Genomic DNA, 22,568 nt, shown 5'->3' on the forward strand with positions numbered 1-22,568 from the left:
CACGACCATGCTGAGGGCCAGCCACCGCCGCCGAGCCAGCGAGCTACTGAAACGCGTGCCCGAGATGCACGTGCCTGGTGCGCGATGGGCGATGCTGACGAATGCAGGGCTTCCTGCTGGCCTCTTGAACGAAGTGCGCTATCAGGGCTCGACCTCCGAGTTCATAGCCGATCTCGTGCACCGCTGCGGCGAGTACGCAGCGGATACCATCGACGGACCGCCGATTATCCGGGTGCTGCACGGAACAGCGGCCATTGCCGGTGAGGAATTGCGAGCCGAACTCATCGATCTGGCCGATGCCATAACACAGCCGGGACGAGCAACTCCGGAGGATTTCGCCGATGCCTTGGCCCTCGACGCTTCCGACTCCACAGGGCTGAGCCCATACCGGGCAATCGACCGGCTATTCGTTCCACCCAAGCAGTACGACCGCATCCGCCAGGTGCTGGCGAAACAGCACGCCGTGGTGATCCTCGGCGATCCGCACATGGGGAAGACCTACAGCGCGGTGCGACTGTTGTGGGAGTTGTATCGAGATGAAGGACGCCCACCTCGATGGATCAACTCCAATCGGCTGGCCACCGCGCTTCAGTCACCGGAAGGCAACTTCGAGACCCAGATCAAACAACTATTCCCAAAAGGAAGCGCAGTCTACCTCGAGGACCCGTTCGGCACGACCGTCCCACTCGATATGCGAGACTTCGTGGACAACCTCAAATCGTTCTTCCGGATCGTCAAGAACTCCGACGTACGCGTGGTGATCACGTCACGCTCACACGTGTTCAACCAGGCGATCCCCAATCTGCTAGCCGACTACGTCGTAACATTGAGCCAGCAACTGGTGCTCGACAAGTCGTATGATCAGGAAGATCTATTCGAGTTGATTGAGCGCTACCTTCGCGAGTACCGAGTTGCCTGGCGCCACCAGGCGACACCAGACATAATGACGGCCGTGGCCGCAGAATTGCGCGCACCACACAACATCGCACTGTTCATCACAGCCACTAGGAATGTCAAGAAGATCAAGGAGGCGCTCACCGAGCTGCCTTCGTACCATGACATCGTGGAGCAATTCGCCCTGACGTTGCGCGATTTTCCGCTGTGGCAGCACGGATTTCTGTGCACATCGTACTTCTTCTCGAGTTTCGACGTCAACATCGACATCACTCGCAGGCTCTTCGAGGACGCCCTGGCGGAGGGAGACTTCGGCCGACCCGAGCTGGTGTCGTGGGATCGTGCCGTACTTGAGCTGGCCGATTACGTCGAGGTCAGGGATACCTTTTCTCACACTTTCGTTTCCCTACGCCATCCGTCGATCGAGGAAGCGTTCGACCAGCGAGTCCGAGCCGACCCGCAGCTGCTTGAGTTGGTACGGCTGCTACTCGTTCGTGCCGCGAGTTCGAGTGAACAGTCGGTAGCGATAGCGGCGCTCCGCTGCTTTGTGCACTACAGCGATCGTTATTGGCTGACGACATGGGGCCCCAGGTTCTTCAGCGGGCTGTTGGATAGACCGAATCCGTACCTACGGGAAGTGACACGTCTTCACGTCATATCTGAGAGCCACCACCTACCGGCCGAGCAACGCGAAACGCTGCACGCCCACGCCGAAACCACCTGGAACGACCGCTTTCTCATGCGCCTGCTCATCGGCGCCCCGGTGAGCTCTGCACGGCGCGGACGCCTCGTGCGGCGACTGGCGACAACCTGGGACGATTGGGTCCGCTACCAGCTAGCCCGCCAGATCCGCTTCCTCCAGGACAGGGACGAGTCGGCATCGACACTCCTCATACTCCTCGATGACCAGTCACCCACGGTGGCGAAGGCAGCAATCGCGTCTTTGGTCTCGTTGGGCTTCGAAGAAGAAGCCAGAGCGAAAGCACCCGCGAAGCTCCGTGCATACCTTGAGAGCTAGGTCCCGTTGCCGACTGCTGCGGCTACGGCGGTGCAGCTTATGACTCGTCGCGCCCCAAGCCGCACGTGAAAGTGCCGGTATAGGCCAGTCCAGCCCAAACCGTCCTGCCGAGCCGTCCGCACACGTGCAGACGCGGGGCCGGCGGGGACGAATCGAACTGGCACCCTTAACGCGGCGTAAGGCGTGTGCTTAGCGAGCAAGTCCCCCCTCGGACACGTACGTTGAACACACGCAGAGAGGTCGTCCAATAGACGACCTCTCTGCTATGTCGTGCCTGAGTTCAACTCCGAGATCCTCGTAAAGTCTCGCGAGCCTTTCCGGCCTTTCCTTCCGTGATGATCGTCGTCACATCCTCGAGCCCGTCGAGCCGCGCTTGGACTTGGGCGGAGGAACAGCACGCGGCGGCGAGTGCCGAACCGAGGCTTGCCCGCACCGACAACGCTCACTGCTGCCGAGAGTTCGGGAACCCTCAGATCCAGGTTGTGCTCAGCGCCGCGGGTGACGGCGCAGCCAGTGCTCGACGGTGGTCATCATGCCGCGATGAGCGAGGTCGAGGAACTGCGCCATCTCCGCCATCCGGGCGCCCGCCGGCGTGTCGACTCCGAGTACCTCGGCACCGTGCCTGGCCTCCTGCGCCCAGAGCAGGATGGATTGCGCGTTGGTGGTCCACGCGTGCACGCCGAGGTGCCGGTCCAGCAGATACCGGTCGCGCCGGCCGCGCGCAGCGCGTTCCCGCCTGAGCAGACCGATGTGCTCCAGCGGCTGGATCGCCTTGGATATCGAGCCGGGGCTGACCTGCAGCCGCTGTGCCAGTTCTGCGGCGGTTCGGCCCTTCGTGTCGCTGGTGAACAGGCTGACCAACACGCGGGCCATCATGCGGGGAAACCCGGTCTGGACCATCTGCTCGGTGAACCGCTCCTCGAGCGCGCGTACCACCTGTGCATCACGTCCGTCGTCGAGGTCACCGGGCCGCGGCGCCGGTGGGGTCGGCCGGCAGCGACGGGCGCGTTGGCCGGTGGCCCGCTGGGCTCGATCCGCGCGGTAGCGCTCGGGGCCGCCGTTCCGGGCAACTTCCCGGCTGACCGTCGACGTCGGCCGACCGAGCCGCCGCGCGATCTCGGTGTACCCGAGTCCCTCGGCCAGCCCCTCGGCGATGTCCTCGCGGTCCCGTTGGGTCAGGCGGCCTCCGGGCATGCGTGGTCCTTTCCCGCGTCACGGATACACAAGTGTGTGTTGCCGCGCAGTTCATTGCAACGTCGACCCCGGTTGCGTTTCCAATCAGGCCCATTGCAATCACGCTGATCACCCTTATTTCTCAGCGGAGTTCGACCCCGCGAGCTTTGCTGGTTCGAGAAACGCAAAGTAGCTTTCCGGTGCAGGAAACGAAGGGGGAAGTGGCGATGGGAATTGATGTTCACGGGTTCAGCCCGGTGCAGTGGACGGCGCTCATGACGCTGTACGCCAGAGCGCTGGACAGCCGCCGGCCGAAGTCGGTGCTGCACGACACGTTGGCCGACGAGGTGATCGGCAAGATCGACTACGACTTCACCGCGGTCAGGATCAACTCACTGGTCTGGGCAGGTGCCGTGCGCGCCAAGATCGTGGACGACATGACACGCCGATTCGTGGCCGCGCATCCCGACGCGATCGTGGTGGATCTGGGCGTGGGCCTGGACCACCGGAAGCACCGAGTCGAGACTCCGCCCACTGTGGACTGGTATGACGTGGACTTTCCCGAGATCATCGAGGCGCGGACCGAGGTGTTCGGCGAACACCCACGGGTGCATCCGGTCGACGCCGACGTGCGCGGCGTGAGCTGGCTGGACCGGATCCCGACGGAACGGCCGGCCATGATCGTCGGCGACGGCCTCGTGGCCTGGTTGTCCAACGGCGAGATCGAGGCCCTGCTCAAGCGGCTCGTCGCGCACTTCCACGCCGGCGAGATCGCCTTCAACGACTACGGCCGCCAGCAGGGGCGGCTCAACCGGTGGATCGGCGAGCACTACGGGCCGCCGATGATGCGGGCAGCACTCCGCGAGACGCCCTACGTCGGATTCGACGACCCGCACCTGCCCGAAAGGTGGGACGCCCGGCTGAAGCTGGCCGAGGAGGCCAGCACCATGCTCACGCCCGAGGTCGACATGCTGCCCCTGATGATGCGCACGGTCATCAAGATGAGCCGGCGCAGCGAGAAGGCGATCCGCAAGACCAGGGTCCTGCGCTACCGCTTCTGACCTTCGTGACCGCACAGTGCGGGTCTGCGCACGAGTTCCGTTCGAGCTGGGTGCCCGTCGCGTACGCGTGCCGGCCTCACCACAGACGCGACACGCGCGCCGATCCCCGGCCAGTGGTGGTGTGCTCACGGCCGGTAAGCCCAAAGCCGAGACGTCCCTTAGACGGAACAAAATGGGTCGGATGGGCTAACACTCGGGCCCCTGGGCCCTACATCCCTGGTGAGGACGGTGGCTACGGTCCGGTCCTCTCCTCACCTTCCGGGAGGTCCAGATGACCATCGACACCGATCTCGCCACGCTGCGTGCAGGGTTCATGGGGAACGTCAGCACACCGGGTGACAACGACTACGACGACGCAAGATCACTGTGGAACGGCATGATCGATCTCCGCCCACGGCTCATCGCCCGCTGCGAGTCGGCGGCGGACGTCGCAGCGGCCGTCCGTTTTGGGATCGACAGCGGCCTCGAGCTCGCGATCAGGGGCGGTGGGCACAGTTTCAGCGGCGCGTCCTGTGTCGAAAACGGGCTGATGATCGACCTCAGCCGGATGAACTCGGTCGCCGTCGACCCGGTGGCGAAGACGGCCGTCTGCGGGCCTGGCTGCACATTGGCCGACGTCGACGCCGCCACTCAGGAGCACGGGCTCGCGGTACCCGGCGGGACGGTCAGCCACACCGGGATCGCCGGGCTCACGCTCGGCGGTGGCTTCGGCTGGCTGACCAACGGGCACGGGCTCACGCTGGACAACCTCGTCGGCGCGGACGTGGTGCTGGCCGACGGGCGCCTGGTGCGTGCGTCGGCGGAGGAGAACCCGGACCTGTTCTGGGCGATTCGTGGTGGCGGCGGCAACTTCGGAGTCGTGACGTCGTTCGAGTACCGCCTGCACGAGGTGGGGCCGATGGTCAACCTCGGGATGTTCTTCTGGGACCTCGACCACGGCGGCGACATGCTGCGGCTGGTGCGGGAGATCGCGCCCTCGTTGCCGCGTTCGGCCGGTTCGCTGGTCGCCGCGCTGAACGCGCCGCCCGCGCCGTTCGTGCCGGAGCAGCACCACTTCGCTCCCGGCTACGCGTGCATGATCGCGGGGTTCGGCAGTGCGGAGGAGCACGCGCGGCTGGTCGCGCCGCTGCGGGACGCGGGGCCGCTGTTCGAGTTCGTCACGCCGATGCCGTACGTGGCGTTGCAGTCCATGATCGACGACAGTGCGCCGTGGGGGATCAACGCCTACGAGAAGGCGCTGAACGTGCCCGACCTCACCGACGACGTCATCTCGGTGATCACCGAGATGGTTCCGCTGAAGAACTCGCCGATGTCGATCATGCCGATGTTCCACCTGAACGGCGGGTACTGCGATCCCGGCGAGGACGACACGGCGTTCGGAGGCCGTCGTAACCCGATGTACGTCGTCAACGTGGCCGCTGTCGCACCGACACCCGACCTTCTGGAGCTGGACCGGGCGTGGGTGCGTCAGTGCTACGACGCGCTGATTCCGTGCGCGCGCGACACCGGCGTCTACGTCAACTTCATGGCCGAGTACGAGGAGGACCGCGTGCGTGCCGCGTACGGTCCGGCAAAGCACGACCGGCTGGCTCGGCTCAAGGCTGCCTACGACCCCGGCAACGTCTTCCACCGCAACATCAACATCAAACCTGCCTGACGCGCGCCTCGGACATCAGCGTTATTCACCCCACGGGGTTGACGGAGACATCAGCTTCGTGGGGTTTTGCTGGAGCCCGTGCCGGATGCCCTGGTGCACGGCGATCTCGGCGGGTCCGACGTGCACTGGTCGGCGGACGGGAAGCTGCTCGGCATCCTCGACTGGGACATGGCCGTGCCCGCCGACTCCGCCATCGATGCCGCCCAGATGGCCTGGGCACGGCTGGGACAACGTCCGTCGCGCCGTCTCCGCCGACACCTACCGCCGTGCCCGCACGTGGGACGCCCTGTTCGGCGTCGGTCACCTGGTCGCCACCATGAACGGCCGGCCCATGACCAGCCCCGACGGCTTCGTCGCCGCGATCGTCCCCTGGCTGGAGGCCAACGCCTCCTGAGGTGAGCCGGGGGAGGATCTGTCATCCTCGCTCCATGTGCCGGACCCGCTCCTGGCGCGTGGTGATCGCGGGGCTCGTCGTGGCGCTCCCGCTGCTCGGTTGCGAGTCGGCACCTCCCGCCCTCGCGTGGACGGACTGCGGCCAGCTGGTCCCGGACGGCGGCGACAAGTTCGACGTCGGCTGCACCACCCTGGCCGTGCCGCTCGACCACAACGCCGCGGGGAAAACCATCTCGCTCAAGCTGATCCGCATCCGTCACCGGCAGCAGACCGACCGGATCGGGTCGCTGCTGATCAACCCCGGCGGACCGGGAGCGAGCGGGGTCGAGTTCGCCGGCGGCTTCGTGACGAGGGCTTCCGAAGATCTGCTGAAGAGGTTCGACGTCATCGGCTTCGACCCTCGTGGCGTCGGTGAGTCAGCGCCCGTCCGGTGCAACGACGACGTGGACCTCGACCGCGCACTCGACTTCAACGAGGACATGCGCGCGCCCGCGACCCGTGCCGTGATCGAGAACGAGTTGCGGCGGGTGACGGCGTCGTGCAAGGCGCGGCTGGGCGACTCCGCCCAGTTCTTCAACACCGAGGCCACCGCGCGCGACATGGACCTCATCCGGAGCGCGGTCGGCGACGCGAAGCTGACCTACGCGGGCTTCTCCTACGGCGCCAAGCTGGGCGCGACGTACGCGCACCTGTTCCCCGGCACGGTGCGCGCGCTGGTGCTCGATGCACCGTCTTTTCCGCTCGTCGACGACAACTCCACGGCCGAGCGGCAGCTACGCGGGTTCGAGGACGCCTTCGACCAGTTCGCGCGGGACTGCGCGACCCGGCCGTCGTGCGCCGAGCTCGGTGACCTGCGGGCCCTGCTCACCGACCTGATCGCGCAGGCTAAAACCAGGCCTCTCACCCACGAGAACCCGGACGACCGGCGCCGCACGTCCGGCGGAACGATGATGTTCGGCGTCATGTCCGCCCTCTACGACAACGCGCGGTGGCGCCCGCTCGAGGACGCGCTGCGGCTGGCGAGGCAGGGAGACGGCACCACCTTCTTCGACCTGGCCGACGCGGGGACCGGACGCCGGCGCGACGGCACGTTCCCCAACACCTTCGACGCGTCGTTCGTGATCGGCTGCAACGACGGGGCTGTGGTGCGCAACGACGACGAGGTCGCGAGCACGGCCGTGCGGTGGTCTGGGGAGTTCCCGTTGTTCGGTGGATATCTGGCCCATGGCCTGTACGGCTGCCGGTTCTGGGACGTGCCGCGGCATCCGCTGGTGCGGCCGGACGCGCCGGGCGCACCGCCCGTGCTGGTGATCGGGACCCTCCACGACCCGGCGACGCCGTACCAGGGTGCCGTCGACCTCACCGCCGCTCTCGGCACCGGCGTGCTCCTCACCTGGGAGGGCGAGGGGCACACCGCCTACCTGCGCTCGCCGTGCGTCGACCGGGTCGTCGACGACTACCTCGTCAACGTGACGGTGCCCGAGGCCGGACGCCGTTGCCCTGCCTGATCCGAACGCCGACCACGCGCGGACCGCCGCGAAGAGGGGAGTTCCACGGCCATGGCGACGGCGATGACCAGCGGCGAACCGGGGGCGGAGGTGGCGCGTTCGCGGTCTCCGACGTCGCCGACCTCGTGGGATCGCTCGTCGACAAGACGCTGACGCACATGGTCGGCATCTTCAACCGGCTGGTCGAGGCGCTGGGCAAGACGCAGGGCAAGACGCTCGAGGTCAGGGGCATGATGAGCGACATCAAGCCGCGGGAGGGCCCGACCGGCGCCGGGCCCCGCACGTCACTGGCGGGGCTCTCCGACGCGGACCAGGATCGCGCCGCACTCCTCGCAGCGCACGACCTCGTCTGCGGCCGCTTCCTTCACCTTCGAGAGCGCGCTGCGGTCGAGCTCGATCCGGCACGCGCCGCAGCGGCGGGACTGGAACGGCGCCGCGCCGATGCCTCGCTGCTCACGCTGGCGGTCGTAGAGCTTCAACAGGTCGTCCGGGAAGCCCTTGGCCATCACCGAGCGATCCGCGGTGCGCCTGGTCTCGGTCGACTCCAGGTCGGCGAGGGCGGCGTCGCGGCGGCTCGTGGCGGCCTCCAGCGCCTCGCGGGCCTTGTCGAGCTCCACGCGGGCGAAGGACACGTCCGCCTCGACGGCCTCACGGCGTTCCATCAGCTCGAGCAGGTCGTCCTCGAGGACGCCCTGACGGCGCTGCAGGGTGGCGAGCTCGTGCTCCAGGTCGGTGAGCTGCTTCGCGCCGACCGAGCCGGACTGCATCAGCTTGCGGTCGCGCTCCTCACGGGCGCGCACCTGGTCGATCTCGGTCTCCTGGCGCTTCACGTCGCGGTCGAGGTCGCCCAGCGTCGTCTCGACGGCCACCAGCGCGTCCTGCTTCGTGCGGACCAGCTGCTCGGCGTCGGCGATCTCCGCGATCTCCGGCAGCGTGCGGCGACGGTGGGTGACACGCGCCAGTTCGGCATCGACCTCGGCGAGGTCGAGCAGCCTGCGCTGCACTGCGGGATCGGCTTTCACGCATGTCCTCCTGCTGCTGATCTCGTCGCACCGACTGTCCACGGATCGGTCCGGCGGGTGGAGACGAGTACGTCGACCCTACCGCCGAACGCCTCTCTCAGGATCTCCGCCGCCTGCTCGCACCACGGCCACTCGCTGGCCCAGTGCGCGACGTCGACCAACGCGGGGCCGCCGGACTCGACGTGCTCGCTCGCGGGGTGGTGGCGCAGGTCGGCCGTCACGTAGGCGTCGACACCGGCACGCTGCACGGTGCCCAGGAAGCTGTCGCCCGCGCCTCCGCACACCGCGACCCGCTTGATCAGGCGTTCCGGGTCGCCGGCGGCACGCACGCCCTGCACCGTGGCGGGCAGCGCGTCGGCCACGCGCTGGGCGAAGACCCGCAGCGGCTCGGCCTCTGGCAGCTCGCCGATGCGACCCGAACCGGTGTCCTCCGGCAGGTCGGCGGGAGCGGGTTCGAGCGGTCCGGCGACCGTGAGCCCGATGGCTTTCGCCAGCGCGTCCGAGACACCGGGCAGAGCGCTGTCCGCGTTGGTGTGCGCGCAATACAAGGCGGCGCGGTTCCGGATCAGCTTGTGCACCAACGCACCCTTGGGGTCGTCGGCTGGAACTCCGTTGACGCCGCGCAGAAGCAGCGGGTGGTGCGCCAGCACGAGCTGCGCGCCGCGCTCGACCGCCTCGTCCACAGTGGACGAGGTCGGGTCGACGCAGACCAGGACGCGCGTGACCGCCTCGGCCGGATCACCGCACACCAGCCCGACCGCGTCCCACTTCTCGGCTGCCTTCGGCGGATACGCGGACTCCAGCACCGCGATCACGTCGGCGAGCTTCACGCCAGTTCCTCCATCACTACCCGCAACGCGTCCACGAACACCGCGAACTCCTCCGGCGGCCGGATCGCCACACGCAGGTACGTGTCGTCGAGACCGGGGAACGTGTCGCAACGGCGTGCCGCGATCCCCTTGTCCCGCAACGCCTCGCGCGTGCCCCTCGGCACCCTGATCAGCATGAACGGCGCTTTCGGCGGCACGACGACCACGTCTTGGAGCTGCTCCAAGGCGTACGCGGCGTGCTCGGCGGCCTCCAGCGCGAACCGGCGCGAGGCCTCCAGCGCCTCCGGCTCACAGCACGCGGTGATCGCTTCGAGCGTCAGGCTGCCGACGGGCCAGTGCGGGCGCCCGTGGGCCAGTTTCGCGAGCGTCTCCGGGTCGCCGAGGAAGTAGCCGGCCCGCAGCCCGGCGAGGCCCCAGGTCTTGGTGAGGCTGCGCAGCACCAGCACGTCCGGGTCGTGCGCGAGCGACTCCGGTTCGCCGGGCACGGCGTCCATGAACGCCTCGTCCACGACGAGCTTGCCGGGCAGGGCCTTAATGTCTTCGCGCGAGTGCAGCACCGACGTGGGATTCGTCGGATTGCCGATGACGGTCAGATCGACGTCCACTCGCGTCGGGGACAGCGTGAAGTCGCCGTCGAGCAAGACGTGCTCGACCGGAATTCCGGCGTCGCGGAACGCCACTTCGGGCTCGGTGAAACCGGGGTGGACGATCGCGACCCGGCGCGGCGAGAGCTTCGGCAGCAGCGCGAAGCCCTCTGCGGCACCGTTGAGCAGCAGAACCTCGTCGGGAGAGCGCCCGTGGCGGCGTGCGACGGCCGCACGGGCGCGCTCCTCGGCGAGCTTCGAGGGATAACGGCCGAGATCGCCGAGCGCCGCGGCCAGCCGTTCGCGCAGCCAAGCGGGCGGGTGCGGCACCCGCACGTTGACGGCGAAGTCGGCGAGGCCAGGTGCGGCGTCGACGTCACCGTGGTGGCGCAGGTCCGGGCTGGTCATCGCCGGAATTCTAGGCGACCAGCTCAGAGGACCGCGTCACTGCATGTAGCGGCGGAGCTCGGTGAGGTGGCTGATCAGCTCGTCCAGCTGGAACGCGTCGAGCTGCGCGGACTCACCGGGCGGGGTGCGGAAGCAGACGCGACCCTTCTCGTTGAGGTACACCTCGAACGCACGACGGCGCCCGAGGGCGTCGGTGCACCCGATGATCTCCCGTTGCGGGGGCACGTCGGTACCAGTCTGCATGGGCGGCCTCCATGTCGTTTGTCCGTACATCTTGCGACAGCGGTTGAGCGTTACCGTGTGGCGGTGAAGGTCGCCTTTGTCTGCACCGGCAACATCTGCCGGTCCCCCATGGCTGCGCTCGTCTTCCGAGAATGGCTGTCCCGCGAAGGATTGTCGTCTTTGGTCACCGTGTCCAGCGCGGGCACCGGTGGGTGGCACGTCGGCGACCCGGCCGACCCCCGAGCGTTGAAGACGTTGGCGGACAACGGATATCCGACCGACCACGTGGCCGCCCAGGTCTCTGACCTGCACTTGGACGCCGACCTGCTGGTCGCGCTCGACACCGGTCACCTGCGGGCGCTGCGTCGGATGGCCGGTCCGGACCGGATCAGGCTGCTGCGCTCGTTCGACCCGGACGCGGACGGCGTGGACGTGCCGGATCCGTACTACGGGGATCGGTCGGGGTTCGAAGAAGTGCTGGTCATGATCGAGGCAGCCATGCCGGGGATGATCGCGTGGGTCCGCGAGCAGCTGTGAGGACGAAGCACCAGTCACCGCAGGTCACCGCTGCCGAGGCGGCCGGCCTGCGGTGGCTGCGCGTCGAGGGCGGCCCGCCGGTTCCGCTCGTGCACTCCCACGACGGCGGCCGTCTGGTGATCGACGAGGTCCCGCACGGCTCGCCAAATCTTCAGGCAGCCGTGACCTTCGGACGCCGTCTGGCGACCCTCCACCTCGCCGGCGCCCCCGCGTTCGGCGCCCCACCACCCGGCGGCCCGCGCGACGCGACGATCGGGATGGCCCCGATGGTCAACGAGCCCGCACCGTCGTGGCCCGAGTGGTTCGCGTCACAACGCATCCAGCCGTATGCCGAGATGGCCGGCATCGACATGAGCGAGGTCTGCGCGCGCATCACGTCGTTGGCCGGTCCGCCGGAGCCTCCCGCACGGCTGCACGGCGACGTGTGGAGCGGCAACGTGCTGTGGGGCGCCGACGGCCAGGTGTGGCTGATCGACCCCGCGGCCCATGGCGGGCACCGAGAGAGCGACCTCGCGATGCTCCAGCTCTTCGGCTGCCCGTTCCTCGACCACGTGCTGGGCGCCTACCAGGAGGTGGCTCCGCTGGCCGACGGCTGGCGTGAGCGCGTCAAGCTGCACCAGCTGTTCCCGCTGCTCGTGCACGCCGTGCTGTTCGGTGGCGGATACCGGTTGGAAGCCTTGGCTGCGGCACGCTCGGTTTTGCGAGGATGAGGTCATGGACCTGACTGGGTGGACGTGGCTGAACGAGCCGCGGAAGTGGTCGACCGATCCCCTGACCGTGCACGCCGACCCGTCGTCGGACTTCTGGCGCCTGACCGGCAACGGCGTGATCCGGGACAACGGCCACCTCTACGGCGTGACGCTGGCCGGTGACTTCACGATCACCGCGACGTTCAGCGGCGAGTACGCGGCCCAGTACGACCACGCCGGGGTCGGGCTGGTGATCGACGGCGAGAACTGGATCAAGGCCGGGGTCGAGGTGTTCGACGGGAAGTTGCAGGCCAGCACGGTCGTGACCAGGGGTTTCTCGGACTGGAACCTGGCGCTTGTCGACGAGTTCGAGCGGTTCACCGTCGTCGCCGAGCGCAAAGGTGACGCGGTGTGGGTGCGGTACGGCGTTGATGGCGAGGAGCCGGTCAACGTGCTGCGGAAGGCCTACTTCCCGCCGCAGATCGAGACCAAGGTCGGGGTCATGGCCGCGTCGCCGGAAGGTGAGGGGTTCGTGACCCAGTTCCACGAGGTCCAGGTCACGCATCTACCGTGAAGTTGTGCGCTTCAAGTTCCTCCTCAGGCCTGGCTGGCTGGCGCTGACTCTGGCCGTCTGGGTGTTCGCGGGTGCCTGCGTCTACTTCCTGTCCCCGTGGCAGTTCGGCCGCAACGACGAGCGCCAGGCGCAGAACGCCGCCATCACCAAGTCGCTGAAGAGCGACCCGGTGCCGTTCGGCACGCGGCACGACGAGTGGCAGAAGGTCGAGATCAAGGGTCGCTACCTGCCGGAGCTGGAAGCGCTGGCCCGGCTGAGGACCGTGCAGGGTGAGGCCGCGTTCGAGGTCATCACGCCGTTCAGGACCACGACCGGCCACACGGTCCTGATCGACCGCGGGTATGTCCGGCCCGTCAACGGCATCAAGCCGCCGGACTTCGCGAAGCCGCCCGCCGACGAGGTCACGATCATCGGGCTGGCCAGGCCCAACGAGTCGAACGAGCAGCCCGCGTTCCAGCAGGACGGGCGGCGGCAGATCTACTCGATCAACAACAAGGCGGTCGGCGAGAACATCGAGCCCGGCTACTACCAGCTGATCGAGAACCAGCCGGGGGCGCTCGACACGTTGCCGTTGCCGCGGCTCGAGTCGGGGCCGTTCTTCTCCTACGCGCTGCAGTGGATCGCGTTCGGGGTCATGGCTGTCGGCGGGTGGCTGTACTTCACCATTCGCGAGGCACGGCCGGGTGGCGTGCTGCACGAAGGGCCCAAGCGGAAGAAGTCGATCGCCGAGCTACTTGCGGAAGAAGGCGATGAGGGCGCTGACGAACGCGGCCCCGAAGCCGACGACGCGGGACAGCTCGACCGCACGCGTCACGTGACCTGAGTCCGGGTTGCGGCCGTGGCCGAGCACCGGGCGTTCCTCGACGCCGTGGGAGTAGACGGTCCGGCCGCCCAGGCGGATCTCCAGCGCTCCCGCGAAGGCCGCCTCGACCTGGCCCGCGTTGGGTGACGGGTGTGCCGACGCGTCGCGGCGCCAGGTTTCCAGCGCCTGCGAGGCCGAGCCGCCGACGACAGGGGCGCCGCCGACCGTCAGCAACGCCGCCAGCCGTGACGGCAGCAGGTTCAACAGGTCGTCCAGGCGGGCGGAGGCCCAGCCGAAACGCAGGTAGCGCGGGGACTTGTGGCCGACCATCGCGTCCAGCGTGTTCGCCGCGCGATAGCCCAGCAACCCGGGAACTCCGAAGGCCGCGCCCCAGAACAGCGGCGCCACGACGGCGTCCGAGGTGTTCTCGGCCACGGATTCGACGGTGGCGCGCGCCAGGCCGAGCGTGTCCAGGCGGGCGGCGTCGCGGCCGCAGAGGTGCGGCAGCCGCGCGCGAGCGGCCTCCAGGTCGCCCGAGTCCAGCTCGCGGCCCATCGAGGTGCCCTCGGCCGCCAGGGAACGGCCGCCCAGCACCGCCCAGGTCGCCACGCCGGTCGCGAGCGCCTGCGTCAGCCAGTGGCGGCGGGAAGCACGTTCCACGGCAACGCCGAGGGCCACGGTTCCGCCGACCAGCGCGGCCGTGTAGGCGACGCCGGCCGCCTGGGAGTCGGCGTACACGCGCTTCTCCAGCGCCGCGGCCGAGGTGCCGAATGCCGCTACCGGGTGAAATCGGCGTGGATCACCGAACACCGCGTCCGCGGCCACGCCCAGCAACAACCCCAACGCGCGCCCCGCGCCCACGGCATCCTCCCCAGCTCGCTGGAGGCACGGTAGCGCCGCATCGCCGAGGCGCGCGCATTAGGGTGGCCGGTCGTGGAGCACAAGCGGCTGAAGCTGTACGCCTATCTGGACGCGCGCGATCACCAGCGCACGTACCTGGCGATCATGCGGCTGTTCACCTCCACGCTGCTGGCGGATCTCAGCGCTGGTGAGGTCGCCGGAGCGCTGGCGGGTCAGGAAAGGGAAGGCCGCGTCGAACCCGGCGAGAGCCGCATCGAGAACGTCATCAACCGCCTCAAGCAGCTGGTCGAGTGGGGCAACCTCGTCCAGGGGCGGCGCGAGGTGGTGGCGGCCAGCATCGCCGAGTTCCAGCACGGCAGCGTCCGGTACCAGGTGTCGAAGCTCGCCGTCCGCGTGCAGCGTGACGTCGACGAGCTGCTCCGCGTTCCGGAAGGGGCCCGCGAGGTGTCCCGTGAGCTGCTGCCCGCCATCGAACGCGGCCTCAACGAGCTGGGCGGATCGCTGAGCGTCGCCCTGCTCAACGAAGGCGACAAGACCAAGGAACTCCTCGCCGAGCGCGTCACCACCCTGTTCCTGCAGCACGCCGAGCTCGCGGCGACGGTGCGCGACTTCTACGCCTACCTCGGCCAGGTCGTCACGAGGAACCACCTGGCGCCGGACGAGATCGCGGGCTTCCGCAACCTGCTCGTCGAGTACATCCAACGCGTCGTCGAGGACGTCCTGAAGTACACGCCCCCGATCGCCGAAGCCCTGGCCCGCCTCACCAAAGCCCGCTCCGAACTGCTCAGGCTGCTCAGCACCGACCTGGGCGCGAGCGTCGAACGTGCCCGCGGCCGCACGCCCGAGGACTGGCAGGAGCTGACGGACTGGTTCGTCGACCGGCCCGGCCGCCCGAGCCAGGTCACGGCGCTGCGCGAAGCCACCGCCCGCGCCATCGGCAGCCTGCTGGCGAGCGTGAAGCGGGCGACGTCCGGCGGTGGTCTGCTGCCGGGACGCCGCGCCGAACTGCTGAAGCTCGCGAGCTGGTTCGACAACTCGACCAGAGAAGAAGCGCACGAGATCTACGCGTCCGCGTTCGGCCTCTACAGCGCGCGACACCTCTCCCCCGCGCCGGAACACGACTCGGACAACGAGCGCACGCCGTGGCGCGACGGCCCGGTCTGCGACGTGACGGTCTCCGTGCGATCCCGCGGCGACCGAGGCGCGCGCGGCAGACCGTCGCGGATCCTCGACGACCCGATGACCGAGCAGTCGCTGCTCGCGGAAGCCCGTGAGGCCGACGAGCTCCGCGCGCGCCACGTCGCGGAACTCACCAGGGCCGCGGGGAATCTGGAGAACACCACGCTGACGCACGGCGCGCTGGAGGTCTTCTGCGAGCTGCTCACGCTCGCGATGGCCCAGCGCGACTCGCCGCAGGACAGCGGATCGGCCAGTGACCCCGTACGCGGCCTCAAACTCGAGATCGCCCACGGCACCACGACGCAGATCAAATCCGCCGCCGGAACGCTCACTCTGCACGACGCGACGGTGGCCCTGAAGCAATGAACCACTTGGACAACCTCTCCGACATCGACGCCGCCAACGTGGTGCGGTGCGCCAGAGCGTTGCTGCGCAGGCCTTTGCTGCGGTCCGACGGCCCGGACGGCGAGCTGCTCAGCCTCGTCTACCGGCACCGGGCCACGCTTCAGGACCTGTTCGCGGGCCTGCTCGGTTACCGGCTCGTGGTGGAACGCCGGTTCGCGCGCCTCTACAAGTCCGGCCCCGGCCACGACGACACCCGCGGCGTCCTCGGCATGTCTCCGCGGGCGTACGCGTATCTGGCCCTGACCCTCGCCGTGCTCACGGGCATCGGCCGGCAGACGCTGCTGTCCCGGCTCGTGGCCGACATCCGTTCCGCCGCGGTCGAAGCGGGCATCGACGCACCCGACGACGTCACCGAGCGACGGGCCCTCACGGCGGCGCTGCGCCACCTCGTTTCCCTTGGCGTGCTGCAGGAAACCGAGGGTTCGGTCGCGCAGGACATGATCCCGCAGGAAGCGCTGATCACGATCGACACGGACCTGCTGGGCCAGCTCGTCACCGGTCCGGTCGGCGAAGCCCAGAGCCCTGCCCACCTCATCGAGCTCGCGGCGCGGCCGGGTCCGCGCGGCGTCGAGCACGCGGTGCGGCGCAAACTGGTCGAGACGCCGTTGGTGCTCTACGCGGACCTGCCCGACGACCAGGCCGAGTGGCTGCGGCGCAACCAGCGCAAGGAAACCGCGTTGCTGGAACAGGCGTTCGGCCTCTACACCGAGTGCCGGGTCGAGGGCGTGCTCGCCGCCGATCCCGAGGACTTCCTGACCGACCTGTCGTTCCCCGGCGTCTCGACGGTCGCGCGCATCGCCCTGCTCGCGTTGCCGGACCTCGTCGAGGACGACTCGGAGGACCCGCCCGCGCGGCACGTCGTCGCCGTGGAACGGATCCGCGAGGTCTGCGCCCGTCTCGTCGAGGACTACCCCGCCGCGTGGTCCAAGCAGTTCACCGACGACCTCGACCGGCTGGTCGCCGAGGTGACGGAGTTGTTGCGCCGCATGGGTCTCGCGGTGCCGGTGGAGGAAGGCTGGTCCATCAGCGCGGCCGCACACCGCTGGCTGCCGGAACCCGACGGCGATCCAGAACGAGAACAACCGGAACCCGTCGTGGTGCCCGAAGTGCCGAGCTGGTCCCTGTTCGATGAGGAGAACGTGTCATGAGCAGGTGGCGGCTGCACCGCGGCGGCGTGGTCAACATCTGGCAGTACACCGAGCAGACGTTCGACTTCTCCGGCGGCCGCGCGATCTTCCAGGGCACCAACGGTTCCGGCAAGTCCCGCACGCTGGAGCTGCTGCTGCCGCTGTGCCTGGACGGCGACCTGCGCCAGCTCGGCTCGAAGGGCTTCGACACGGTCAGCATCCGGCGCCTGATGCTCGACGACTACGACGGCGGCCCGAACCGCATCGGCTACGCGTGGGTCGAGCTGATCCGCGAGGCCGCCGACCACTCGGGCAACGAGTACCTGACGTGCGGTCTCGGCGTGAAGGCGTCGAAGACCTCGCAGGCGATCACGGACTCGTGGCGGTTCGTCACGCCGATGCGCGTCGGCACGGAACTGCAGCTCGCCGGCCCGGAACGCGTTCCGCACGGCCCGGCGCAGCTGCGGGACATCATCGGCGCGGACTGCATGTTCGAGGAGCCGGCGTTCCGGGCGAAGATCGCCGATGCCGTCTACGGCGTGCCCGCGGCCCGGTACGGCGACCTGCTGCACCTGCAGCGGACGCTGCGCAACCCGGACGTCGGCCTGAAGGTGCTGGAAGGGCAGCTGGAGCAGATCCTGTCCGACGCGCTGCCGCCGCTGGACCAGACGATGATCGAGCAGCTCGCGACGTCGTTCGACGACCTGGAGTCGATCCGCGAGAACATCGTGCGACTGTCCTCTGCGGACAGTGCGCTGTCGACGTTCCTCAAGACCTACAGCGACTACGCGTTCGGCGGGCTGCGGTCGGCTTCGGAGCGGCTGGAGTCCGCCGAGAAGGCGGTCGCGAAGTTGCGGCGTGAGCAGACGAAGCTCTCGCGGGAGCTGGACGTCACGCGGATGGAGCGGGCGGCGTCCGAGCAGGCACTCGTCGACATGGAGACCGGGGAGCAGCAGGCCGAGGAGACCATCGCGGCGCTCAAGGAACTGCCGGCGTTCCGCGACCTGCAGGACCTCAAGACGCGCGAGAACCTGGTGGCGGAGAAGCGCTCCTCTGCCGTTGCGGCGTTGGAAACCGCCCACCGCCAGCGCGCCCAGGAGGATGCGGCCGTCGACAACGTGCTGCGCCTGCTGCGAAGGCTCGCCGAAGACCTGAGCGCCGCCGACGCGTTGAGCCACCCGTTGCGCGAGAACCTGCGCCTGGCGGGCATGGACCCCGACCTCGCGCCGGACGTGCCGCAGGTCCCGCCCGCCGAGGCCACCGCGACCACGGATTCCGTGCGTGCCAAGCCGGATCCCGAGGCAGAACCGCTGCCGATCGAACGCCGCGTGCCGCCCGCCGCCGCGACCGAGGACGTGCTGGCCGCGCTGACGTCGGTGATCGACCAGACCACGGCCATCGCTTCCCTTGCGCGCCAACGGGGTGCGCTCGCGCTGTCGTTGCACGAGCAGGCGATCGCGCTGGACGCCCAGCAGCGCGAGGTGGAGTCGTTGCGGCAGAAGGCCCGCGACGCCCAGCTCGGCGCGACCGAGTCGACGGCGTTGCGCAACCAGGAGATGCAGGAGCTGGCCGAGGTCGTGCAGGCCTGGCTGGAGCAGGTCGAGGCGTGGACGTCGAGCGGCCCGCTGCTCGACGAACGCCCTGCCGAGGCCCTGGTTCTGCCGCAGACCACCGATCCCGCCGCTGCCAAGGCGTTGAGCGCGAAGGCCCGCGAGTGGGTCGGCCCGCTGGTGCAGGCCGCCCGTGACGCCGCGCACGCGTTCACGAGGCAGCGCGCCGAGTTGCGCGCCCGCCTCGACACGCTGGACGAGGAGCTCGTCGGCCTGCGCTCGGGCAACGAGCGGGTGCCGGTGCCCGGCCCGTACACGTCGGCCGACCGGGATCCCGCTGTCGGCGCACCCTTCTACCGGCTCGTGGACTTCGCGCCGTCGCTCACCGACGACGAGCGAGCGGGGCTGGAGGCCGCGCTGCAGGCGAGCGGGTTGCTGGACGCCTGGGTGACCCCGCACAGCACAGACCTCAGCGACGTTCTGGCAGTCCCGCGGCCCGTGGTCGAAGGACGTTCGCTGGCCGAGTTCCTGGTGCCGGCCGTCGAAGGTTCGCCGGTGCCCGAGTCGCTCGTCGCCGACCTGCTACGCGCGGTGTCGCTGGACGACATGACCACGACCGGCGACTGGCGCACGGGCGTGCTGACCGGCCGGTGGACCAAGCCCGAGGCCGAGTTCATCGGCGCCGGTGCGCGGGAAGCCGCCCGTGGCCGCCGAATCGCCGCCCTGGAAGAGGAACTGGCCGAGCTGCGCGCCCAGCTCGGCACCGCGGAAGACGAACTGGCCCGCGCGCACGAGCACGTCGCCACGTGGGAGGCGCACGTCGCGGCGTTCCCCGGCGACGGCGAGCTGATCGCCAAGCACACCCGCGTCCAGGCCGCCGAGGAGTCCGCGGCACGGGCGCAGCAGCGCACGTTCGAGCTGCGCGACGCCCTGGAGAACGCCAACGCGCGGCTGGAAGCGGCGCAGAGCGAGCTGACCAGGCAGGCGGCCGACGCCGGGCTGCCCTCGGACACCGAGGGCCTGCGGCAGGCCCAGGCGGCGGCGTCGGAGGCCCAGCGCACAGCCGATCTGCTCGGCGACGCGGTGCGGAGGCGTTGCCAGGGCACGATCTCCGACCTCACGGACGCCTCGCACCGCTACCACGAGGCCGTGGCCGACCGGCAGACCGCCGAAGCCGACGCCGATGCCCGCTGCATCGACTACGCGGCCCAGGCGGGCACGCTGGCCGAGCTGACCGACGCGGTCGGCGGTGAGGCCAAGGAGATCAGCGAACAGCTGACGCAGCTCGAGAAGTCGCGCAAGAAGATGCGCGAGGACCTCAAGGGCGTGCGCGAGAGCATCACGACCGCACGTGAGCAGGCCGCGAAGCTGGAAGCGTTGCTGGAGAACAACTCCACACAGGTGGAGGAGGCCGCCGAGGCGCTGGAGCGTGCCACGGCGAACTTCTCGGCGACGGTTCGCGCGCCAGGACTGATCGCCGCCGCGTTCCCGGATCTGGCCGACGGCACCACCCAGAGCCGGACCGGCGAACCAGGCGACGACGAGGCCGCCCGGCAGCTCGCCGGCGCCGCCCTCGAAGCCGCTGTGCGCCAGGCGATCGCCGACGCGGGCGACCGCCGCGGCGGCACCGAGGCCACGGTGATCGCGAAGCTCCAGGCGTTGCAGACCTCGCTGGCGGGCAGCCACGACATCGCCGCCGAGCAGCACGCGGGCCTGCTGACCGTGACGGTGACCGGCGAGGAGGGTGCGAAGCCCGTCGCCGTGGCCGCCCGCCAGGTCACGACGAAACTGGCCGAGCAGCGCGGCTTCCTCGACGAGCAGTACCAGGGCATCTTCGCCGACTACCTGATCCGCGACCTCGCCGAGTGGCTGCGCGGCCAGATCACCGTCGCCGAGGACCTCACCAAGCGCATGAACGAGGTCCTCTCCCAGGCTCGTTCCAGCCAGGGCGTGCACGTCAAGCTGGCCTGGAAGTCGTCGAGCGCGTTGGACGACTCGACCAGGCAAGCGCTTGCGCTCGTGCGGCTCCCGTTCGGCGAGCGCACGCCCGAGCAGGACGCCACGCTGCGCCGCGTCTTCACCGAGCGCATCGAGAACGAGCGCGACACGCACTCCGGCGGCTACGCGGAGATCCTGTCGCGAGCGCTGGACTACCGGACGTGGCACCAGTTCACGGTGACCGTCGCCGACACGGGCCCCGACGGCAACCCGCGCGAACGGCGGCTGCGCCAGCTGTCGTCCGGCGAGACCCGCCTGATCTCGTACGTGACGCTGTTCGCGGCCGCTGCGAGCTTCTACGACGCGGTGAGCGACGAGTTCGACCCGCTGCGCCTCGTGTTGCTGGACGAGGCCTTCGAACGTCTCGACGACCCGACCATCGCGCGCATGCTGGGCCTGCTGGTCGACCTCGACATGGACTGGGTGATCACCTGGCCGAGCGGGTGGGGCGTGTCGGACAAGATCCCGCGCATGCACATCTACGACGTGCTGCGGCCCAAGAACGGCCGGGGTGTGGCGTGCACGCAGACGACGTGGGACGGCGCGGCGCTGGACCGGATCGACCCGTGAACCCCGACCAGCCCGAGCTCGCGGAGTTCTGGCGCCTCGCCCGCGAGACCCTGGAGGGCGGCGGCCGCTCGGCGTTCAGCTTCCGCGTCGAGGACGCCGCCACCGCGACCGTCCTCGGTGAACTGCTGCGCAAGCCGATCGCGCACCCGGCCCGCCGGCAGATCTCGTTGGCACGGCTGGACGAGCATCTTCGCGCTCACGGCAGCACGTTGCCGGAGGTGCTGGAAGCCGTGCACGGCAAGCCTGTCGGCCTGGCCACGTCCGAAGAGGCCTCGACCGCGGACGCCGTGCTGAAGTTCGCGTTGCGCGAGCACGGACTTCTCAACGCCCCGTGGGCCGCCGAGTGGATCGAGGACGTGCGGAAGTACGGCAAGATCCCGCAGCCCGCGTTGCCGATGATCGCGAACCAGGCCGCGGCGATTCTCGCGAAGCTCAGTCAGGAGCCGCGGCGGTGGACGACGCGGTTCGCCTTGGCGGGCAACGACTTGGACGACGGCCGGCCGCTCGCGCGCATCGTGCGGAAGGCGTTGCAGCTCGCGGGCACCGACTGGGAACGGTCCGGAGTGCTGCCCGACGCCTACAGCAACCCGGTGCTGACCTCGCAGGGTTACCTCACACTGAACGACACCCTGGAAGCACGGGAGATCACCGTCGTCCGCAGCCCGCGGCTGCTCGAGTCCGGCGTGCCAGGGCCGTTGATGGTGCTGCAGAACGGCCTGACCGCGCAGGCGAAGCACCACCTCGACGGCAGGATCGTCCGGTGCCACAACGACTTCACGCCGGACGGCATCCGCGTCACCAACGAGGTGCTGGCGTGGACCGGCGGAACCGCGTGGCGGATGTCCGCGGCCGACTATCGCGAGGCCGTCGCCACGTTGATCGCGCGCGGGGTCGAGCTGCCGACGTTGCACAGCCGGCCGGAGAACGCGAGCTGGGACCCCGATCTGGCCGAGACCATGGCCACCACCGGCCTGATGGTCACCGAGGAGCACGTGCTGCCGTCACTCGTCTGACGGCGCGAACCTCTTCACGTCCCACCGGCCGTGTCCCTCCAGCAGCTTGCGGCCGATGCGGCGCAGGTCGGCGAGGTCGCGCTCGTTCAGCAGCTCGGTGAACTCCTCGGCGAGCGACGCCCGGTACACCACGGCGGTGCTGCCCAGGCACGCCTTCTCGCCTTCCGGCGTCAGGACGGCGTAGACGAGGCGCCGGTTGTCCGGCGGCTGCTCGCGAGTCACCCATCCGCGCTTGACCAGCCGCTCGACCAGGCGCGTGACACCGGACGGGCTCACGTCGAGGAGCTCAGCGAGTTCGAGCATCTTCAACCGGCCGCCGTTGTGGTGCAGCTGGTACAGCGTCACGTGCTCCAGCAGCGAGCACCCCGCCTCCGCCTCCATGCGGCGCCCCATCGCGGCCTTCACCGCGTCGACGCCCTGCTGCACGTACAGCCACGAGTAGATCGGCTCCGTCACGCGACCATCCTAAAACAGGTTTGACACCGAGACATTT

The 22,568-nt window shown here is 69.2% G+C and carries 20 protein-coding genes and 1 pseudogene; 14 read left to right on the forward strand and 7 right to left on the reverse strand.

Annotated elements, in window-relative coordinates:
* The first annotated feature begins 7 nt into the window (after positions 1-7).
* A complete protein-coding gene (locus JOD27_RS26725; RefSeq protein WP_275591802.1) occupies positions 8-1,912 on the forward strand; it encodes an nSTAND3 domain-containing NTPase in 1,905 nt (634 codons plus the stop codon).
* A 486-nt stretch (positions 1,913-2,398) separates the two neighbouring features.
* Here JOD27_RS26725 and JOD27_RS47230 read toward each other — a convergent pair whose 3' ends face one another.
* Positions 2,399-3,106, reverse strand: coding sequence for a helix-turn-helix domain-containing protein (locus JOD27_RS47230; RefSeq protein WP_372441744.1), 708 nt, complete (start codon positions 3,104-3,106; stop codon positions 2,399-2,401).
* A 206-nt stretch (positions 3,107-3,312) separates the two neighbouring features.
* Here JOD27_RS47230 and JOD27_RS26735 point away from each other — a divergent pair, with 206 nt between their 5' ends.
* From JOD27_RS26735 to JOD27_RS26750, 5 genes and pseudogenes are all read left to right on the forward strand, one after another.
* Positions 3,313-4,146 carry a class I SAM-dependent methyltransferase gene (locus JOD27_RS26735; RefSeq protein ID WP_204765039.1) on the forward strand — a complete coding sequence of 278 codons (834 nt, stop codon included), beginning with the start codon at positions 3,313-3,315 and terminating at the stop codon, positions 4,144-4,146.
* A 271-nt stretch (positions 4,147-4,417) separates the two neighbouring features.
* On the forward strand, positions 4,418-5,803 hold the full coding sequence (locus JOD27_RS26740) for an FAD-binding oxidoreductase (RefSeq protein ID WP_204765040.1): 1,386 nt from the start codon (positions 4,418-4,420) through the stop codon (positions 5,801-5,803).
* Positions 5,804-5,923: 120 nt separating this feature from the next.
* A pseudogene (locus tag JOD27_RS47235) lies at positions 5,924-5,995 on the forward strand (hypothetical protein); the annotation flags it as partial.
* A 4-nt stretch (positions 5,996-5,999) separates the two neighbouring features.
* On the forward strand, positions 6,000-6,197 hold the full coding sequence (locus JOD27_RS45255; RefSeq protein ID WP_239569038.1) for a hypothetical protein: 198 nt from the start codon (positions 6,000-6,002) through the stop codon (positions 6,195-6,197).
* A gap of 34 nt (positions 6,198-6,231) precedes the next feature.
* A complete protein-coding gene (locus JOD27_RS26750) occupies positions 6,232-7,704 on the forward strand; it encodes an alpha/beta hydrolase (RefSeq protein WP_204765042.1) in 1,473 nt (490 codons plus the stop codon).
* A 284-nt stretch (positions 7,705-7,988) separates the two neighbouring features.
* On the opposite strand, the gene JOD27_RS26755 is transcribed toward JOD27_RS26750, so the two are convergent.
* The 4 genes from JOD27_RS26755 to JOD27_RS26770 are packed head-to-tail and all read right to left on the reverse strand — an operon-like array spanning position 7,989 to position 10,791.
* Entirely contained in the window at positions 7,989-8,726 is a 738-nt protein-coding gene (locus tag JOD27_RS26755; RefSeq protein WP_204765043.1) for a zinc ribbon domain-containing protein, read from the reverse strand.
* Positions 8,723-9,556, reverse strand: coding sequence for a Nif3-like dinuclear metal center hexameric protein (locus JOD27_RS26760; RefSeq protein ID WP_307830334.1), 834 nt, complete (start codon positions 9,554-9,556; stop codon positions 8,723-8,725). The genes JOD27_RS26755 and JOD27_RS26760 overlap by 4 nt, the downstream gene beginning before the upstream one ends.
* Positions 9,553-10,548 carry an Rv2231c family histidinol phosphate aminotransferase CobC gene (gene cobC / locus JOD27_RS26765; RefSeq protein WP_204765044.1) on the reverse strand — a complete coding sequence of 332 codons (996 nt, stop codon included), beginning with the start codon at positions 10,546-10,548 and terminating at the stop codon, positions 9,553-9,555. The genes JOD27_RS26760 and cobC overlap by 4 nt, the downstream gene beginning before the upstream one ends.
* 36 nt (positions 10,549-10,584) lie before the next feature.
* Positions 10,585-10,791 carry a hypothetical protein gene (locus JOD27_RS26770; protein WP_030472678.1) on the reverse strand — a complete coding sequence of 69 codons (207 nt, stop codon included), beginning with the start codon at positions 10,789-10,791 and terminating at the stop codon, positions 10,585-10,587.
* Positions 10,792-10,854: 63 nt separating this feature from the next.
* Here JOD27_RS26770 and JOD27_RS26775 point away from each other — a divergent pair, with 63 nt between their 5' ends.
* The 4 genes from JOD27_RS26775 to JOD27_RS26790 are packed head-to-tail and all read left to right on the forward strand — an operon-like array spanning position 10,855 to position 13,393.
* The gene (locus JOD27_RS26775) at positions 10,855-11,307 is read left to right on the forward strand and encodes a low molecular weight protein-tyrosine-phosphatase (RefSeq protein ID WP_204765045.1); all 453 of its coding nucleotides are present in this window, start codon (positions 10,855-10,857) and stop codon (positions 11,305-11,307) included.
* Positions 11,304-12,017, forward strand: a complete 714-nt coding sequence (locus tag JOD27_RS26780; RefSeq protein ID WP_307830335.1) for a fructosamine kinase family protein — start codon at positions 11,304-11,306, stop codon at positions 12,015-12,017. The genes JOD27_RS26775 and JOD27_RS26780 overlap by 4 nt, the downstream gene beginning before the upstream one ends.
* 4 nt (positions 12,018-12,021) lie before the next feature.
* On the forward strand, positions 12,022-12,570 hold the full coding sequence (locus tag JOD27_RS26785; RefSeq protein ID WP_204765047.1) for a DUF1349 domain-containing protein: 549 nt from the start codon (positions 12,022-12,024) through the stop codon (positions 12,568-12,570).
* Positions 12,571-12,574: 4 nt separating this feature from the next.
* On the forward strand, positions 12,575-13,393 hold the full coding sequence (locus JOD27_RS26790) for an SURF1 family cytochrome oxidase biogenesis protein (RefSeq protein ID WP_204765048.1): 819 nt from the start codon (positions 12,575-12,577) through the stop codon (positions 13,391-13,393).
* On the opposite strand, the gene JOD27_RS26795 is transcribed toward JOD27_RS26790, so the two are convergent.
* On the reverse strand, positions 13,301-14,233 hold the full coding sequence (locus JOD27_RS26795) for a cobalamin biosynthesis protein (RefSeq protein ID WP_204765049.1): 933 nt from the start codon (positions 14,231-14,233) through the stop codon (positions 13,301-13,303). The two genes, JOD27_RS26790 and JOD27_RS26795, sit on opposite strands and share 93 nt — an antisense overlap.
* A gap of 72 nt (positions 14,234-14,305) precedes the next feature.
* Here JOD27_RS26795 and JOD27_RS26800 point away from each other — a divergent pair, with 72 nt between their 5' ends.
* The 4 genes from JOD27_RS26800 to JOD27_RS46800 are packed head-to-tail and all read left to right on the forward strand — an operon-like array spanning position 14,306 to position 22,075.
* Positions 14,306-15,778 (forward strand): DUF2397 domain-containing protein, encoded by a 1,473-nt coding sequence (locus tag JOD27_RS26800; RefSeq protein ID WP_204765050.1) that lies wholly within the window; start codon positions 14,306-14,308, stop codon positions 15,776-15,778.
* Entirely contained in the window at positions 15,775-16,965 is a 1,191-nt protein-coding gene (locus tag JOD27_RS26805; RefSeq protein ID WP_204765051.1) for a TIGR02678 family protein, read from the forward strand. Before JOD27_RS26800 ends, JOD27_RS26805 begins: the two co-directional genes overlap by 4 nt.
* Positions 16,962-21,062 carry a TIGR02680 family protein gene (locus tag JOD27_RS26810; RefSeq protein WP_204765052.1) on the forward strand — a complete coding sequence of 1,367 codons (4,101 nt, stop codon included), beginning with the start codon at positions 16,962-16,964 and terminating at the stop codon, positions 21,060-21,062. The genes JOD27_RS26805 and JOD27_RS26810 overlap by 4 nt, the downstream gene beginning before the upstream one ends.
* Positions 21,059-22,075: a DUF2399 domain-containing protein gene (locus JOD27_RS46800; protein WP_204765053.1), complete on the forward strand. Its 1,017-nt coding sequence runs from the start codon at positions 21,059-21,061 to the stop codon at positions 22,073-22,075. The genes JOD27_RS26810 and JOD27_RS46800 overlap by 4 nt, the downstream gene beginning before the upstream one ends.
* Here the strand turns inward: JOD27_RS46800 and JOD27_RS26820 are convergent.
* The gene (locus JOD27_RS26820; protein WP_204765054.1) at positions 22,064-22,531 is read right to left on the reverse strand and encodes a MarR family winged helix-turn-helix transcriptional regulator; all 468 of its coding nucleotides are present in this window, start codon (positions 22,529-22,531) and stop codon (positions 22,064-22,066) included. The two genes, JOD27_RS46800 and JOD27_RS26820, sit on opposite strands and share 12 nt — an antisense overlap.
* Positions 22,532-22,568: the final 37 nt, after the last annotated feature.

This window comes from Lentzea nigeriaca, assembly GCF_016907955.1.
GTDB lineage: Bacteria > Actinomycetota > Actinomycetes > Mycobacteriales > Pseudonocardiaceae > Lentzea > Lentzea nigeriaca.

Coding starts and splice junctions, on each gene's coding strand:
- JOD27_RS26725 (WP_275591802.1), top strand. CDS start 8: ATGCTGAGGGCCAGCCACCGCCGCCGAGCCAGCGAGCTACTGAAACGC.
- JOD27_RS47230 (WP_372441744.1), bottom strand. CDS start 3,106: ATGCCCGGAGGCCGCCTGACCCAACGGGACCGCGAGGACATCGCCGAG.
- JOD27_RS26735 (WP_204765039.1), top strand. CDS start 3,313: ATGGGAATTGATGTTCACGGGTTCAGCCCGGTGCAGTGGACGGCGCTC.
- JOD27_RS26740 (WP_204765040.1), top strand. CDS start 4,418: ATGACCATCGACACCGATCTCGCCACGCTGCGTGCAGGGTTCATGGGG.
- JOD27_RS45255 (WP_239569038.1), top strand. CDS start 6,000: ATGCCGCCCAGATGGCCTGGGCACGGCTGGGACAACGTCCGTCGCGCC.
- JOD27_RS26750 (WP_204765042.1), top strand. CDS start 6,232: ATGTGCCGGACCCGCTCCTGGCGCGTGGTGATCGCGGGGCTCGTCGTG.
- cobC (WP_204765044.1), bottom strand. CDS start 10,548: ATGACCAGCCCGGACCTGCGCCACCACGGTGACGTCGACGCCGCACCT.
- JOD27_RS26770 (WP_030472678.1), bottom strand. CDS start 10,791: ATGCAGACTGGTACCGACGTGCCCCCGCAACGGGAGATCATCGGGTGC.
- JOD27_RS26785 (WP_204765047.1), top strand. CDS start 12,022: ATGGACCTGACTGGGTGGACGTGGCTGAACGAGCCGCGGAAGTGGTCG.
- JOD27_RS26805 (WP_204765051.1), top strand. CDS start 15,775: ATGAACCACTTGGACAACCTCTCCGACATCGACGCCGCCAACGTGGTG.
- JOD27_RS26810 (WP_204765052.1), top strand. CDS start 16,962: ATGAGCAGGTGGCGGCTGCACCGCGGCGGCGTGGTCAACATCTGGCAG.